Raw genomic sequence first — 14,711 nt, 5'->3', positions numbered from 1 at the left:
CCCCACCACTCGCCCACCCGTTATTTTCAGGGGAGCGGGGGCTCGTTTTTTTTTAAAACCAAAAATTTAAAAACTCCCCGCGGGGGGCCGGGTTTCACCGCGGGCCGCCCTTCGTGTATCGGAACGCCCAGTGTTTCGGGGCGCACCGAAACGCGTCACACGCACGATGACGAGGACCAGATGACGGTGAAGCCCCTCTACCGACGTGTCTTGCTGAAAGCGTCGGGCGAAGCGTTGATGGGCGAGCAGCATTTCGGCATCGACGTATCGGTGGTCGACCGCATCGCCGCCGACATCGCCGAGGCCCGCGCATTGGGCATCGAAGTCGGTGTCGTCATAGGCGGCGGCAACATCTTCCGTGGCGTCGCGGTTGCGTCAAAAGGCGGAGACCGCGTCACCGGCGACCATATGGGCATGCTTGCCACGGTTATCAATTCGCTGGCGCTGCGCACCTCGCTCAACAAGATCGGCGTCGACGCCGTGGTGCTGTCGGCGATCGCCATGCCCGAGCTTTGCGAAAGTTTTTCGCAGCGTCAGGCGACCGCCTACATGAACCAGGGCAAGGTCGTCATCTTCGCCGGCGGCACCGGTAATCCGTTCTTCACCACCGATTCGGCTGCAGCCCTTCGCGCTGCCGAGATCGGCGCCGATGCTCTGTTCAAGGGCACCCAGGTCGATGGTGTCTATTCGGCTGATCCCAAGAAGGACCCGCATGCGACACGTTTCGAGCGGATCAGCCATGACGAAGTCATCAAACGCGGGCTTTCGATCATGGATACGGCGGCGATTGCACTTGCGCGCGAAAACAACATTCCGATAATCGTCTATTCGATCCACGAGAAGGGTGGCTTCGGCGATATCCTGAGGGGCGGCGGCCGTTGCACGGTTGTCGCAGACGATTGACCGGACCATGAACCCGAAAGGGACCGTTTGCGGATGAGGCTCGAACAGGGCCTAAGCAGTGAACCCGGGTTAACGGGTCGAGGAGACGATGATGAGTGGCGAGTACGACGATCTCAAACGGCGCATGGACGGGGCGATCGCCGCGTTCAAGCATGATCTGGCTTCGCTGCGCACCGGCCGCGCGTCGAGCAACCTGCTCGATGCCGTCCAGGTGCAGGCCTATGGCACCACCATGCCGATCAACCAGGTGGCAACAGTGTCGGTGCCGGAACCGCGCATGATTTCGGTTTCGGTCTGGGACAAGTCGATGGTCAGCGCAGTCGACCGCGCCATCCGTGAAGCCAATCTCGGCTTCAATCCTATCGTCGACGGTAGCAATCTCAGGATTCCGCTGCCCGAGCTCAACGAACAGCGCCGCAAGGAGCTGGTCAAGATCTCGCACGGTTATGCCGAGAATGCCCGCGTCGCCGCACGCCACGTTCGCCGGGACGGCATGGACTTTCTGAAAAAGGCGGAAAAGGACGGCGACATCAGTGAGGACGACCATCGCAAACGGGCCGACCAGGTTCAGAAACTGACCGACGAGACAATCAGCACCATCGACCACCTGCTTTCCGACAAGGAAGCGGAAATCATGCAGGTCTAGGGTCTGGCCACGCCTGGCCCGGAAGCGAGAATATGGCAACGCCCGCGCATGTCGCGATCATCATGGACGGAAACGGACGCTGGGCCAAGGCGCGCGGCTTGCCGCGGCTGGCCGGTCACCGCGCCGGCGTCGAGGCGCTGCGCAAGACAGTGCGCGCCGCCCCCGGCCTCGGCATCTCCTTCCTGACCGTCTACGCTTTTTCGTCGGAAAACTGGTCACGGCCGAAATCCGAAGTCAGCGACCTCATGGGCCTGCTTAAGCTTTTCATCCGACGTGACCTCGCCGAGCTGCACCAGAGTGGGGTGCGGATCAGGGTCATCGGTGACAGGGCGGGGCTGCAGCCCGACATAAGGGGGCTACTCGAGGAAGCCGAAACGCTCACTCTCAGCAACGAGGCGCTGACACTGGTCATTGCCTTCAATTACGGCGGGCGCGACGAGATCGTGCGCACCGCGCGCAAGCTCGCAGCGGCGGTGGCGCGCGGTGAGATCGAGAGCGAGGCGATCACGGCCGATTCCTTTGCCAGCTCGCTCGATACAGAGGGCATTCCGGACCCGGAACTGGTCATCCGCACCAGCGGCGAGCTTCGGCTGTCCAACTTTCTGTTATGGCAGGCAGCCTATAGCGAACTCGTTTTCCTGCCTTGCTACTGGCCCGACTTCAGTCGCGAGCACCTGTCCGATGCACTGCGCGATTTCGCCGGCCGCGAGCGCCGCTTCGGCGGACTTGCCGCCCAAGATGTCGCCTCAGGCTGAGGAATGAGCAACCTCCAACTCCGGGTCATTTCGGCCGTCGTGCTTGCCATCGTCACGCTTGCCCTGACCTGGCTCGGCGGACTGTCCTTCCGGTTGCTTTGCGCTGCCATGGCGGCGGTCATCTTCTACGAGTGGACGCGGATGAGCCGCCCCGTTGCCCCGGCAGGTGCTGGTGCTACGGCAGGTCTCGGCTTTCTGCCCGAGGCGCTGATCGTGGTCTTTATTGGTGCCCTCGTCGCCGGCCTGCCTGCGTCTTTGCTGCTGCCGCTCGTCGCGGCTCTGGTTGCTGTCACTGCCGTCGCTTCTTCCATGCGCAGGGCAGGACCGTGGGAAGCATCCGGCCTTGCCTATGCGGCCGTGTCCGGCTTGTCGCTGGCCTTCTTGCGTGACGGCGACCATTCAGGGCTGCTGGCCATTCTGTTCCTATTCGCCGTGGTTTGGGCGACCGATATCTTTGCCTATTTCGTCGGCCGCTCCATCGGTGGTCCAAGGCTGGCGCCGTCGATCTCGCCGGGCAAGACGCGGAGCGGGGCGCTCGGTGGGGTGGTCGGCGGCGTAGTGGCCGGGCTGCTTCTGGCCGCCGTAGCCGGAACGGGCAACCTCGTCGTGCTTGGCGTGGTCGCACTGGTGCTTTCGATTGTCGCGCAGGCCGGCGACCTGTTCGAATCATGGGTCAAGCGACGCCACGGCCGTAAAGATTCCGGCACGCTGATACCCGGCCATGGCGGCATCATGGATCGGGTAGATGGGCTTGTCGCGGCGGCTTTCGCCCTATACGTCATCGGCTGGATTTCCGCGACCGCCGACCATCCGGCACAGGGTCTGTTTCCGGTTTGAACGGCATCGTCGGTGGGCCGGCGCGGGGCTGCGTCATGGATTCGCCTGGATTGATGTCACAGTCGCGGCGTGATCTGTGCCGTGGATGAATTTGAGGGCATGAATTGAACGAGATTTTTCACGCGGTTTTCAGCACAGAGGGCTTTGTCCTCGGCACGCTGGTGCCTTTCCTGTTCGTGCTGACCGTGGTCGTTTTTGTCCACGAAATGGGCCATTACCTCGTCGGGCGCTGGTGCGGTATCGGCGCAAAAGCCTTTTCGATCGGTTTCGGCCCAGAGATCATCGGCTTCAACGATAGCCGCGGCACGCGCTGGAAGCTTTGCGCCATACCGCTCGGGGGCTACGTCAAGTTCGTCGGCGACATGAACGCGACGTCGAGCCAGCCCAGCTCCGAGGAGATCGAGGCGCTGAGCGACGAGGAACGCAAGGTCGCCTTCCACACGCAGCCGATCTGGAAGCGGGCGGCGACCGTCGTGGCGGGGCCGCTGTTCAACTTCCTGCTGACGATCGCCGTCTTTGCCGTGCTGTTTTCCGTCCATGGCCGGCCCGTGCTGGAGCCGATGGTGGCTGAGGTCACTGTCGGCAGTCCGGCCGCCGCGGCCGGCATCATGCCCGGCGACCGATTCGTCAGCGTCGACGGCAGCAAGGTCGAGACCTTCGCCGACGTCCAGCGTCTGGTCTCTGGCCGCGCCGGCGACAGCATCACCTTCGTCATGCTACGCGCCGGCAAGGAAATCACCGTCACGGCGACGCCGCGCTTGATGGAACAACAAGACGCACTGGGCAACAAGGTCCAGGTGGCCGTGATCGGCGTCGTCAACAACAAGGAACTCGGCCAGCCGCGGCTGATCACCTATAGTCCGGCCGGGGCGGTCGGGGCAGCGGTCCAGGAAACCGGACACGTCATCCAGCGTACCGGCCAGTTCCTGCAACGTTTCGTTGTCGGTCGCGAGGACAAGTGCCAGCTGGGCGGCCCCATCAAGATCGCCAAGATGTCGGGTCAGGCGGCAAAGCTCGGCTTTGAATGGCTCGTGCAGCTTGTTGCATTCCTGTCAGTCGGGATAGGGATTCTCAACCTTTTGCCGATTCCCCCCCTCGACGGAGGGCATCTTCTGTTCTACGGCGTGGAGGCTGTCATCCGGCGGCCGGTGTCCGAACGCATGATGGAAATGGCTTACCGAAGCGGCCTCATATTGGTGCTCGGGTTCATGGGCTTTGTTTTCTGGAACGATCTGTTTGGGTGCTGAAATCATGAAGGAATTTGGCTTCGGCACGAGCAATGTTGAGACGCCGTTTACCATGCGTGGGGATATGCGTGACGCGAAAGCCACGCCGCAGGGTTAAGTAAATACAAATTAACCAGAAGCCTTGCGTGTAGGGAAAATCCGGTTAATACGGTAGGGGAAATTACCGCACGTCCGGTTTTCTCGCCGTGGGGACTTCGAGAAAAGGTACAAAAGCCCGATGAAGGCAGCATCCAAGTTTCTGAGCGCCGCGTCCGCGGTGGCTATGTCCGCCGCTCTGGTTGTACCAGGCGCGCTCGCAGTGCAGTTCGTTGCCACATCGGCCGCCGAGGCGGCTGTCGTCTCCAGAGTCGAAGTCACCGGCAATCAGCGTGTCGACGCGGACACCATCCGCAATTACGTGACGATCAAGCCCGGCAAGGCGTTTTCCAGTTCGGATATCGACGATGCGGTCAAGGCGCTGTTTGGCACCGGGCTGTTTTCGGATGTGCAGATCAACCAGGTCGGATCGACGCTGGTCATCAAGGTGTCCGAATACCAGGTCGTCAACCAGGTGCTGTTCCAGGGCAACAAGAAGCTCAAGGACAACGCGCTTGAGGCCGCGGTGCAATTGAAGCCGCGCGGCACCTTCTCGCAACAGCAGCTCGATGCCGATGTCGAGGCGGTCAAGGCCGCATACCGGCGTATCGGCCGCGACGATGCCGCCGTGACCACCCAGATCATGGATCTCGGCGACAACCGGGTAAACGTGGTCTTCAACATCAACGAAGGCGGCCGCACCCAGATCGCAGCGATCAATTTCGTCGGCAACAGCGCCTATTCGAGCCGCCGGCTTTCGGACATCATCTCCACCAAGCGTTCGTCCTTCCTGTCGTTCGTGCTGCGCGACGACGTTTATGACGAGGACAAGCTGCGCGCCGACCAGGAGCTGCTGCGCCGCTTCTATTATAATCACGGCTATGCCGACTTCCAGGTCGTCTCGGCTGTCGGCGAACTCGACGACACCACCAACAAATACACCGTCACCATCACGGTACAGGAGGGCGAGCGTTATACGTTCGGGGATGTCAGCGTCGAAAGCACGATCCCCGAGGTCGACGCCAAGTCACTTGAATCGGTGGTCGAGACCCACAAGGGCGATGTCTACAACGCCAAGAACGTCGAGGACACGATCATCGCCTTGACCGAAAAGGTCGCTGGATCCGGCTATGCCTTCGCCCAGGTGACGCCGCGCGGCGACCGCAACTTCGAGAACCACACGATCTCGGTCGTCTATACGGTCGATCAGGGGACCAAGGCCTATATCGAGCGCATCGAGATTCGCGGCAACGATCGGACGCGCGACTACGTCATTCGCCGCGAGTTCGATGTCAGCGAAGGCGATGCTTTCAATCAGGTGCTCATCCAGCGCGCGAAGAGGCGGCTGGAAGCGCTCGATTATTTTGAAAAAGTCGAAATTTCCACCGTTCCGGGTTCTGAGCCGGACCAGGTTGTGCTGGTGGTAGATGTGGTCGAGAAATCGACCGGTGAGTTCACGGTCGGCGCCGGTTATTCGAGCGGCGGTGAAACGTCAGGTCCGTCCGTCGAAGGTTCCGTCAGTGAGCGCAACTTCCTCGGTCGCGGCCAATTCATCAAGGTGGCGGCGGGCGGTGGCAAGAACTCGCGCGACTACAGCTTCTCTTTCACCGAACCCTATTTCCTCGGCCGCCGGATCGCGGCCGGCTTCGACATCTACAAGCAGAGCCGAAACTACGACCATTACGACAGCGACACGACAGGCGCGACCGTCCGCTTCGGTCTGCCGATCACCGACAACATCTCAACGCAGCTGGCTTATAATATTGCGCAAGAGAAGTACGAGTTCGACGAGGGCTGCGTTCCCGTTATCAATGGTGGCACCTGCGACGTCTCCCAGGCGATCGTAAACGGCGTTGAAGAGAGCCCATGGCTCAAGTCCTCGGTCAGCCTCGGCCTGATCTACAATACCATCGACGACATGAAGAACCCGCATGACGGTATTTATGCCAATGTCGGCACCGAAGTGGCTGGCGTCGGCGGCGATGCCAAGTTCATCAAGGTCACGGCGCGCGGCAGCATTTATCAGACGCTGTCCGAACAATTGGACCTGGTGGGCCTCATTTCGGGCGGCGCCGGCCATGTCCAAGGCTATGGCAACGGCGATCTGCGCGTCTTCGACCATTTCCAGAGCAGCGACCGTATGATCCGCGGTTTCGAATACGGCGGCATCGGCCCGGTTGCTTCGGACAACAGCAATGACCATCTCGGCGGCACCACCTACTTCAATGCCTCGGCGGAAGCTCAGTTCCCGCTGCCGGTCATCCCCGAAAGCTTCGGTTTGCGTGGCGCTGTGTTCGCCGATGCGGCAACGCTCTACGGCAGCAAAATCGCAAGTGGCCTTGTCAATTCTTCGACAACCGGCATGGAATGGCGCGCTTCCGTCGGTGTCGGTTTGATGTGGGCATCGCCTTTCGGCCCGATCCGCATCGACTATGCGATCCCGGTCAAGAAGGAAAAGACCGACGACGTGCAGGAATTCAACTTCGGCATATCGACCCGCTTCTGATGTGCGGGCAATGATGCTTCCGGCTCGTTTGGATCCGGATGGCAGTGATCCGACACTACAGCGCAGCGCGTCCTATCGGACGCGCAAAGGACGTTGTAGCATTTTGATTTGCGCATGATCCTTTCCGAGGGTCGATTTCCGATTTCGGGGTCATGCGCTAGCTGGATATTGCTTCTGGAATGACCGATCCGGTGTTCTTCGCGCCCTCACGCCGGTATACGGCCGGCGAAGTCGCGAATCTGACCGGCTCGACGCTTGTTGATTCCGGTCTCTTCGATGTATCGATCGAGGCTCTGGCGCCCGCCAACGAAGGCGGCGAGAACGCCCTTGTCTTCGTCGATGGCAGGCGCAATTTCGCCCTGATGCAGTCACTGCGGGCGGCGGCGGTTCTCTGCCCTGCCGAATTTGCCGGCAAGGCGCCGGCGGGCATCGCGGTGCTGGTGCATCCGCGCCCGCAGCAGGCCTTCGCAATGGTCGGGCGTCTGCTTTTTCCGGCCGCTGCAACGCCTGGACCGATGACCGGCGAAACCGGTATCTCGCCGCACGCCCATATCGATGCGACCGCCCATGTCGAGGCCGGTGCGATCATCGAAGCGGGTGCGATCATCGGACCTCGCGCTGCCATCGGCAGCGGGACCGTCATTGCCCCGCATGCGGTCATCGGTCCGTCCTCGCAGATTGGCCGTGACGGCTATGTCGGTCCAGGTGCCAGCGTGCAATATGCGTTGATTGGCAATCGCGTCATCATCCATGGCGGTGCCAGGATCGGCCAGGATGGCTTCGGTTTCGTGGCCGGCGCCAAGGGTCCGGAGCGGGTTCCGCAGATCGGCCGTGTCATCATCCAGGACGACGTCGAGATCGGGTCGAATACGACCGTCGATCGCGGCGCCATGTCCGACACGATCATCGGCCAGGGCACCAAGATCGACAATCTGGTGCAGATCGCGCACAACGTTCGCATCGGCCGCAATTGCATTATAGCCGGGCTTTCGGGTATTTCCGGTTCCGTGACGGTAGGCGACAACGTCACCATGGGTGGCGGTGTCGGCCTTGCGGATCATTTGACCATCGGGTCCGGGGCCAAGCTTGCGGCAAGAAGCGGGTTTATGAGCAATGTGCCTGCCGGTGAGATTTGGGGAGGATATCCGGCGCAGCCGATGGCGGAAGCCATGCGCGAGATAGCGGCCTTGCGCAGACTTGCACGGACGCGCAAACAGGGTGAGGGGGGAAATGGCTGACATCGCAGCGGCGACGCTCGAAGCGGTTGACATAATGCGGCTGATGAAGCTCCTGCCGCACCGCTATCCGTTCTTGATGATCGACCGTATTGTCGACATAGATGGCGACGAATCCGCCGTCGGCATCAAGAACGTCACCATAAACGAGCCGCATTTCCAAGGTCATTTCCCCGACCAGCCGGTCATGCCCGGCGTGCTGATCATCGAGGCGATGGCGCAGACGGCCGGCGCCATCTGCATCCGCAGCCTTGGTACGGAAAAGCCGTCGCTGGTTTATTTCCTGACCATCGACAATGCCAAGTTCCGCAAGCCGGTCGTTCCAGGCGACCAGCTGAAAATTCATGTGAAGAAAATCAAGAAACGCGGCAATCTTCTCAAATTCGCTTGCGAGGCCCTCGTCGATGGCGCCAAGGCGGCGGAAGCCGAGATCTCGGCGATGATGGTCGCAAGCGGCTGACAAACGAATGCTAATGAAAATCCAGACAGTCATCCATCCATCCTCGGTCATCGAGGCAGGCGCCCAAATCGGCGAAGGCGCCCGCATCGGGCCCTTCTGTCACGTCGGCCCCGACGCCGTGATCGGCGACCGCGTCGAACTGGTCAGCCATGTCTCGGTGATTGGCGCGACCACCATCGGTGCATCGACCAAGGTCTATCCGATGGCGATACTGGGCGGGCCGCCGCAGAACACCAAGCACAAGGGCGGCCGTACCACGCTGGTGATCGGCGAGAACTGCACGATCCGCGAAGGTGTCACCATGCATGTCGGCACCGATTCCAGCCGCGGCGAGACGACGATCGGCGACAACGGCAATTTCCTTGCCTATGCCCATATTGCCCATGACTGCGTGGTCGGCAAGAACGCCACCTTCGCCAATCAAGCGACGTTAGGCGGGCATTGCGAAGTCGGTGACAATGTCTACATCGGCGGCCTTACCGCGGTTCATCAGTTTGTCCGCATCGGCGATAACGCCTTTCTCGGCGGTTGCTCGGCGATCGTCGGCGACGTCATTCCTTACGCCATCGCCGTTGGCAACCGTGCCAGCCTTCGCGGCCTCAACATCATTGGCCTGAAGCGCGCCGGCCTGCCGCGTTCGGAGATCCACTTGCTGCGCAAAGCCTACAAGACGATCTTCGATCGCTCCCGGACCGTCGGCGAAAACATCGAATTTGCCAAGGCGGAATTCGCCTCGTCGCCGACTGCCATGAAGATCGTCGACTTCATCGCCGGTCGCGGCAAGCGGCACTACGCCGTGCCGTCCCTCAAGGGTAGCGACGGCGACGACACCGATGATGAAGACTGAGGGCAGATGACGAAGATTGAGGCTGCCGGAAAAGGCCTTGATCTCGCGCCAGATGCCAAGGTCGGCATCATCGCCGGCGGCGGCAGTCTCCCGGTCGAAATTGCCCGAGCGCTCGCCCGGCAAGGCAAATTGCCCTTCGTCGTGATGGCGGCCGGCGAGGTCGATCGCATAGCCGATTTCGAGCCCTATGAGCAGGCAACCTTGAGGCTGGAAGACGTCGGCTCGCTGCTGCCGATCCTTAAGCGGCACCACGTCACGCATCTCGTAACCGCGGGTCATATCACGCGCCGCCCCAGGCTGAGCGCCATGCGCCTCAATTTGGGCCTGCTCGCGTGGCTACCCAGCCTCTTCGTCGGTGTAACCCGGGGGGACGATACGGTGCTGAAACTGTTCGTCCGCAGGATCGAGCGCAGCGGCATCAAGGTCATCGGCGCTCACGAGATCGTGCCGGAGCTGGTCGCCGCCGAAGGCCTGCTGACCAAGGCGGCGCCACGCAAATCCGACTGGCGCGACATCGAGGCGGCGCACGCGGCGGCAAAAGCCATCGGCGCGCTGGATATCGGCCAAGCGGCTGTTGCGGTCGGCGGCCGCGCCATTGCGTTGGAAGGCGTCGAAGGCACCGACGGGCTGCTCGAGCGGACAAGGGAGTTGCGCGGGCACGGCAGGCTGGCCGGCGGGAGCCGCGGTGTTCTGGTCAAATGCGCCAAGCCCGGTCAGGAACTGCGTGCCGATCTGCCCTCCATCGGCCCGCTGACCGTCGAGGCGGCGCATGCCGCCGGACTAGCCGGCATTGCCGTCGAAGCCGGTCGCTCGCTGGTGCTCGAAGGTCCCGCCACCATCGGACGTGCCAATGCGCTCGGCCTGTTCGTGATTGGCCTGCCTGCTACGGAGCCGGCGCATGGCGAATGAGCGGCCGTTGAAGATAGCCGTCGTCGCCGGCGAGGAGTCCGGCGACCTACTTGGCGCCGACCTTGTGCAGGCGCTCAAGCGCATGACCGGGCGCGAAGTTCGGCTTGTCGGCATCGGCGGCCGCCATTTGCAGGCGCTCGGCCTGGCGCCATTGTTCGACGGCAGCGAGATCGCACTGATGGGGCTTAGCGCCATCCTGCGCGACCTGCCGCGCCTGATGCGGCGGATCGGCCAGATGGCAAACGCGATTGCCGGTGAAAAGCCCGATTGCCTTATCACCATCGACAGTCCGGATTTCTCGCTGCGCGTCGCCAAGAAGGTGCGTGCCGCCGATCCGACTATCCCGATCGTCCACTATGTCTGCCCGAGCGTGTGGGCGTGGCGGCCGGGCAGGGCGGCGGCGATGAAGCCATATGTCGATCACATTCTTTGCATCCTGCCGTTCGAGGTGAAGGAACTCGCTCGCCTGGGCGGGCCGCCCGGCACCTATGTCGGGCATCGCCTTGCACACGATCCGGGCATAATCAGTGCCGCCAGGGCGCAGGCGCAGCCGCGTGACCTGTCCGCAGATCACGTCAAAACGTTGCTTGTACTGCCAGGTTCGCGTCGTGGTGAGGTGCGACGCATGGTCGGGCCGTTCGGCGAGACGGTGTCGATCCTGCGGGCGCGCGGGCACCGCTTGCGCCTGCTGTTACCGACGGTGCCGCACGTCGCCGACCTGGTCAGGACCTCGGTCGCGAGCTGGGACGAGAAGCCGGAGGTCATCCTTGATGCCGAACGCAAATGGCAGGCCTTCGGCAAGGCCGATGCGGCGCTGATCGCGTCGGGGACGGTATCGCTGGAACTGGCACTGGCGAGTGTGCCGATGATCTCCTGCTACCGGCTCGATCCGGTCATGCGCATGGCGCAGCCGCTGATCAAAGTATGGAGCGCAGCCTTGCCCAATCTCATTGCCGACCGGCCGGTTGTGCCGGAACACTACAATCAATATGTGCGGCCGCATTATCTGGCGCGGCAGTTGGAAGCGCTGTTCTCCGATACCGCCTACCGCACCTGGCAGAAGCACGGTTTTGCCGACATTGCCGGGCGTATGGCAACCGCCAAGCCGTCAGGCGAGATTGCCGCGGGTGTGGTGATGGGGATGGTGAGGAAGTGAGTGAATTGTGAATAGTGAATTGTGAATAGTGGTTTCTATGGACAGGGAGCGACGCTTCGCTACTCCCATTCACCATTCACCATTCACCATTCACCATTCACCATTCACCATTCACCATTCACCATTCACCATTCACCGCTTCGCGATTGGTACGTAGTCTCGTTCCGGCGCGCCGGTATAGAGCTGGCGCGGGCGACCGATCTTCTGGTGCGGGTCCTCGATCATCTCCTTCCACTGCGCGATCCAGCCGACGGTGCGGGCGACCGCGAACAGCACGGTGAACATGGTGGTGGGAAAGCCCAGCGCCTTCAGCGTGATGCCGGAATAGAAATCGACGTTCGGATAGAGCTTCTTCTCGATGAAATAGGAATCGGTCAGTGCGATCCTTTCCAGCTCCATGGCGATGTCGAGCAGTGGATCGTCCTTGATGCCGAGCTCGCCCAGGACCTCGTGCGCGGTCTTCTGCATGATCTTGGCGCGCGGATCGTAATTCTTGTAAACGCGGTGGCCAAATCCCATCAATCGGAACGGATCGTTCTTATCCTTGGCGCGCGCAATGAATTCCGGGATGTGATCGACATGACCGATCTCGCCCAGCATGTTCAGGGCTGCCTCGTTGGCGCCGCCATGTGCGGGACCCCACAGGCAGGCGATGCCGGCAGCGATACAGGCAAAAGGATTGGCGCCCGACGAGCCGGCCAGGCGGACGGTCGAAGTCGAGGCGTTCTGTTCGTGATCGGCGTGCAGGATGAAGATGCGCTCCATCGCGCGGGCCAGCACCGGATTGATCTTGTATTCCTCGCAAGGCACGGCGAAGCACATATGCAGGAAATTGGCTGCGAAATTCAGCTCGTTCTTCGGGTAAATGAATGGCTGGCCGATGTGGTATTTATAGGCCATCGCCGCGATCGTCGGCATCTTGGCGATCAGCCGCATTGACGCGACCATGCGTTGATAGGGGTCCGAGATATCGGTGGAATCGTGATAGAAGGCCGACAGCGCGCCGACCACGCCGCACATCACCGCCATCGGATGCGCATCACGGCGGAAGCCGGTGAAAAAGCGCGACATCTGCTCATGCACCATAGTGTGGCGCGTCACCCGGTAGTCGAAATCGTCCTTCTGCGCCTTGGTCGGGAGTTCACCATAGAGCAAGAGATAGCAGACTTCGAGGAAGTCGCCGTGCTCGGCCAATTGGTCGATCGGGTAGCCGCGGTGCAAAAGAATGCCGGCATCGCCATCGATGAAGGTGATTTCCGATTCGCAGCTCGCCGTCGACGTAAAACCGGGATCGTAGGTAAAGACGCCGGCGGTGTTGTAGAGCGAACCGATATCGATGACGTCAGGTCCTACCGAACCACTTCGTATCTTGAATTCATGGGTTTTGCCGCCGAGTTCCAGCTTGGCCGTCGATGCCTGGGTTTTGCCGCCAAATTCCATTTTTGTCGCAGGTTCGGTCATAGCAAACTCCTTTTTGTTTCCTCAGGCCGGCAAAGGCAAAATATCTGAACCCAACACGTCAAAAGCATCGGAATACGCACATTTGCGCCCGCAATTGAATCTGCGCGGCAGATTAGGCCAAGACCCAATGTTGCACTGCGAAACACACCTTTCAATGCCAATCTTCTTGGGCCAGTTTGCTAATCGATTTGATCAGCGATCCGCGCCAGGCTTTCCTCGCGGCCAAGCACGGCAAGCACATCAAAGACACCTGGCGAGGTACTTTTGCCGGTGAGCGCGGCGCGCAAAGGTTGGGCCACGGCGCCGAGTTTATGGCCGGCGGCCTGCGCATAGTCGCGGATCGCGGCTTCGGCTGAGGCGGCAGACCACTCCGAAACCGTGGCTAGTGCCGCATGAGCGCCCCGCAGGATCGCGCGCGCCTCACCGCTGAGCAGCGCCGCCGCCTTCTCGTCGACCGGCAGCGGCCGTTCGACGAAAAGGAATGCAGCCCCTTCAACAAGTTCGACCAGCGTTTTGGCGCGCTCCTTCAGGCCCGGCAACGCGGCAAGCAGTTGCGCCCTGCGTCTGTCGTCGAGGCGAGCGGCGATTGCCGGGCCGCCTTCTAGATAGGGCAGAGTGGCGATGAAGATGTCGAGCAGCGCCGCGTCGTTCATCCGGCGCATATGCACGCCGTTAAGCGCCTCGAGCTTGGCGAAGTCGAAACGGGCGGCGCCCTTGTTGACGTCGCCAATGTCGAACCATGTAATCATGTCGGCGATCGACATGATCTCATCGTCGCCGTGGCTCCAGCCAAGCCTCGCCAGATAGTTGAGCAGCGCCTCCGGCAGGTAGCCCATGGCGCGATAGGCTTCGACGCCAAGCGCACCGTGCCGCTTCGACAGCTTGGCGCCGTCGGCACCGTGGATCAACGGGATATGCGACATCGACGGCACCTCCCAGCCCATGGCGTGATAGATTACGGTCTGGCGTGCGGCGTTGGTCAAATGATCGTCGCCGCGGATGATGTGGGTGATGCCCATGTCGTGATCGTCGACGACGACGGCATGCATGTAGGTGGGATTGCCGTCCGAGCGCAGAATAATGAAATCGTCGAGATCCTTGTTGGGAAAGCGCACGTCGCCCTGGACGCGGTCATGCACCACCGTCTCGCCGTCTGTCGGCGCCTTGATGCGGATCGCCCCCTTGGCGCCGGGCGGCGCCTCCGACGGGTCGCGGTCGCGCCAGCGCCCATCATAGCGGGGCGGAAGCCCCTTGGCTCGCGCTGCCTCGCGCATCGCCTCCAGCTCCGCCGGCGTCGCGTAGCAGTAATAGGCCTTGCCCACGCGCACCAGCTCCTCGGCCACCTCGCGATGGCGCGGCGCGCGCTCGAACTGCGAGACAGGCGCGCCGTCCCAGGTGAGTCCGAGCCAGGAAAGCCCGTCGAGAATGGCTGCCGTCGCCGCATCCGTCGACCGCTCACGGTCGGTATCCTCTATACGCAGCAGCATCGTGCCGCCCGTGTGCTTGGCGTACAGCCAGTTGAACAGCGCCGTGCGCGCGCCGCCAATGTGCAGATAGCCGGTGGGCGAGGGGGCAAAACGGGTGACGACCTTATCGGGCATGGAACTCTCAGGCGGGCGAAGGAAGTGGGTTTGCGGACTTTCGCGCGTTGCGCGTTCATGTAGCATAGGAGGT

At 61.8% G+C, this 14,711-nt stretch carries 13 protein-coding genes; 11 read left to right on the top strand and 2 right to left on the bottom strand.

Annotated elements, in window-relative coordinates:
- Positions 1 to 180: 180 nt before the first annotated feature.
- The 11 genes from pyrH to lpxB all read left to right on the top strand — a co-directional run bounded on the left by pyrH (position 181) and on the right by lpxB (position 11,576).
- Positions 181 to 903: a UMP kinase gene (gene pyrH / locus NKH99_RS12150; RefSeq protein WP_023674934.1), complete on the top strand. Its 723-nt coding sequence runs from the start codon at positions 181 to 183 to the stop codon at positions 901 to 903.
- A 91-nt stretch (positions 904 to 994) separates the two neighbouring features.
- The gene (gene frr / locus NKH99_RS12145) at positions 995 to 1,549 is read left to right on the top strand and encodes a ribosome recycling factor (protein WP_353014182.1); all 555 of its coding nucleotides are present in this window, start codon (positions 995 to 997) and stop codon (positions 1,547 to 1,549) included.
- Between the two features lie 32 nt (positions 1,550 to 1,581).
- The gene (locus tag NKH99_RS12140; RefSeq protein ID WP_023674936.1) at positions 1,582 to 2,304 is read left to right on the top strand and encodes an isoprenyl transferase; all 723 of its coding nucleotides are present in this window, start codon (positions 1,582 to 1,584) and stop codon (positions 2,302 to 2,304) included.
- 3 nt (positions 2,305 to 2,307) lie between these two features.
- On the top strand, positions 2,308 to 3,141 hold the full coding sequence (locus NKH99_RS12135) for a phosphatidate cytidylyltransferase (RefSeq protein ID WP_352474281.1): 834 nt from the start codon (positions 2,308 to 2,310) through the stop codon (positions 3,139 to 3,141).
- A gap of 104 nt (positions 3,142 to 3,245) precedes the next feature.
- Positions 3,246 to 4,388, top strand: coding sequence for an RIP metalloprotease RseP (rseP, locus tag NKH99_RS12130; RefSeq protein ID WP_023674938.1), 1,143 nt, complete (start codon positions 3,246 to 3,248; stop codon positions 4,386 to 4,388).
- A gap of 217 nt (positions 4,389 to 4,605) precedes the next feature.
- Complete coding sequence (gene bamA, locus NKH99_RS12125; RefSeq protein ID WP_352474279.1) at positions 4,606 to 6,969, top strand: outer membrane protein assembly factor BamA; 2,364 nt, start codon at positions 4,606 to 4,608, stop codon at positions 6,967 to 6,969.
- Between the two features lie 179 nt (positions 6,970 to 7,148).
- Positions 7,149 to 8,207, top strand: a complete 1,059-nt coding sequence (gene lpxD, locus NKH99_RS12120; RefSeq protein ID WP_352474278.1) for a UDP-3-O-(3-hydroxymyristoyl)glucosamine N-acyltransferase — start codon at positions 7,149 to 7,151, stop codon at positions 8,205 to 8,207.
- Positions 8,200 to 8,664, top strand: a complete 465-nt coding sequence (gene fabZ / locus NKH99_RS12115; protein ID WP_352502391.1) for a 3-hydroxyacyl-ACP dehydratase FabZ — start codon at positions 8,200 to 8,202, stop codon at positions 8,662 to 8,664. Before lpxD ends, fabZ begins: the two co-directional genes overlap by 8 nt.
- 13 nt (positions 8,665 to 8,677) lie before the next feature.
- Positions 8,678 to 9,511, top strand: a complete 834-nt coding sequence (gene lpxA / locus NKH99_RS12110; protein ID WP_352474276.1) for an acyl-ACP--UDP-N-acetylglucosamine O-acyltransferase — start codon at positions 8,678 to 8,680, stop codon at positions 9,509 to 9,511.
- A gap of 6 nt (positions 9,512 to 9,517) precedes the next feature.
- Positions 9,518 to 10,420, top strand: a complete 903-nt coding sequence (locus NKH99_RS12105) for an LpxI family protein (RefSeq protein ID WP_352685773.1) — start codon at positions 9,518 to 9,520, stop codon at positions 10,418 to 10,420.
- Positions 10,410 to 11,576, top strand: coding sequence for a lipid-A-disaccharide synthase (lpxB, locus tag NKH99_RS12100; RefSeq protein ID WP_353014179.1), 1,167 nt, complete (start codon positions 10,410 to 10,412; stop codon positions 11,574 to 11,576). Before NKH99_RS12105 ends, lpxB begins: the two co-directional genes overlap by 11 nt.
- 132 nt (positions 11,577 to 11,708) lie before the next feature.
- Here the strand turns inward: lpxB and gltA are convergent, their stop codons facing one another.
- Both gltA and gltX read right to left on the bottom strand, forming a co-directional pair.
- Positions 11,709 to 13,037, bottom strand: a complete 1,329-nt coding sequence (gltA, locus tag NKH99_RS12095; protein ID WP_023674946.1) for a citrate synthase — start codon at positions 13,035 to 13,037, stop codon at positions 11,709 to 11,711.
- A 179-nt stretch (positions 13,038 to 13,216) separates the two neighbouring features.
- Positions 13,217 to 14,638, bottom strand: coding sequence for a glutamate--tRNA ligase (gene gltX, locus NKH99_RS12090; RefSeq protein ID WP_352474272.1), 1,422 nt, complete (start codon positions 14,636 to 14,638; stop codon positions 13,217 to 13,219).
- Positions 14,639 to 14,711 lie beyond the last annotated feature (73 nt).

The sequence above is a fragment of the Mesorhizobium sp. M0854 genome (assembly GCF_040319815.1).
In the GTDB taxonomy this organism is placed as follows: domain Bacteria; phylum Pseudomonadota; class Alphaproteobacteria; order Rhizobiales; family Rhizobiaceae; genus Mesorhizobium.
This window is presented reverse-complemented; position numbering and strand designations above follow the sequence as displayed.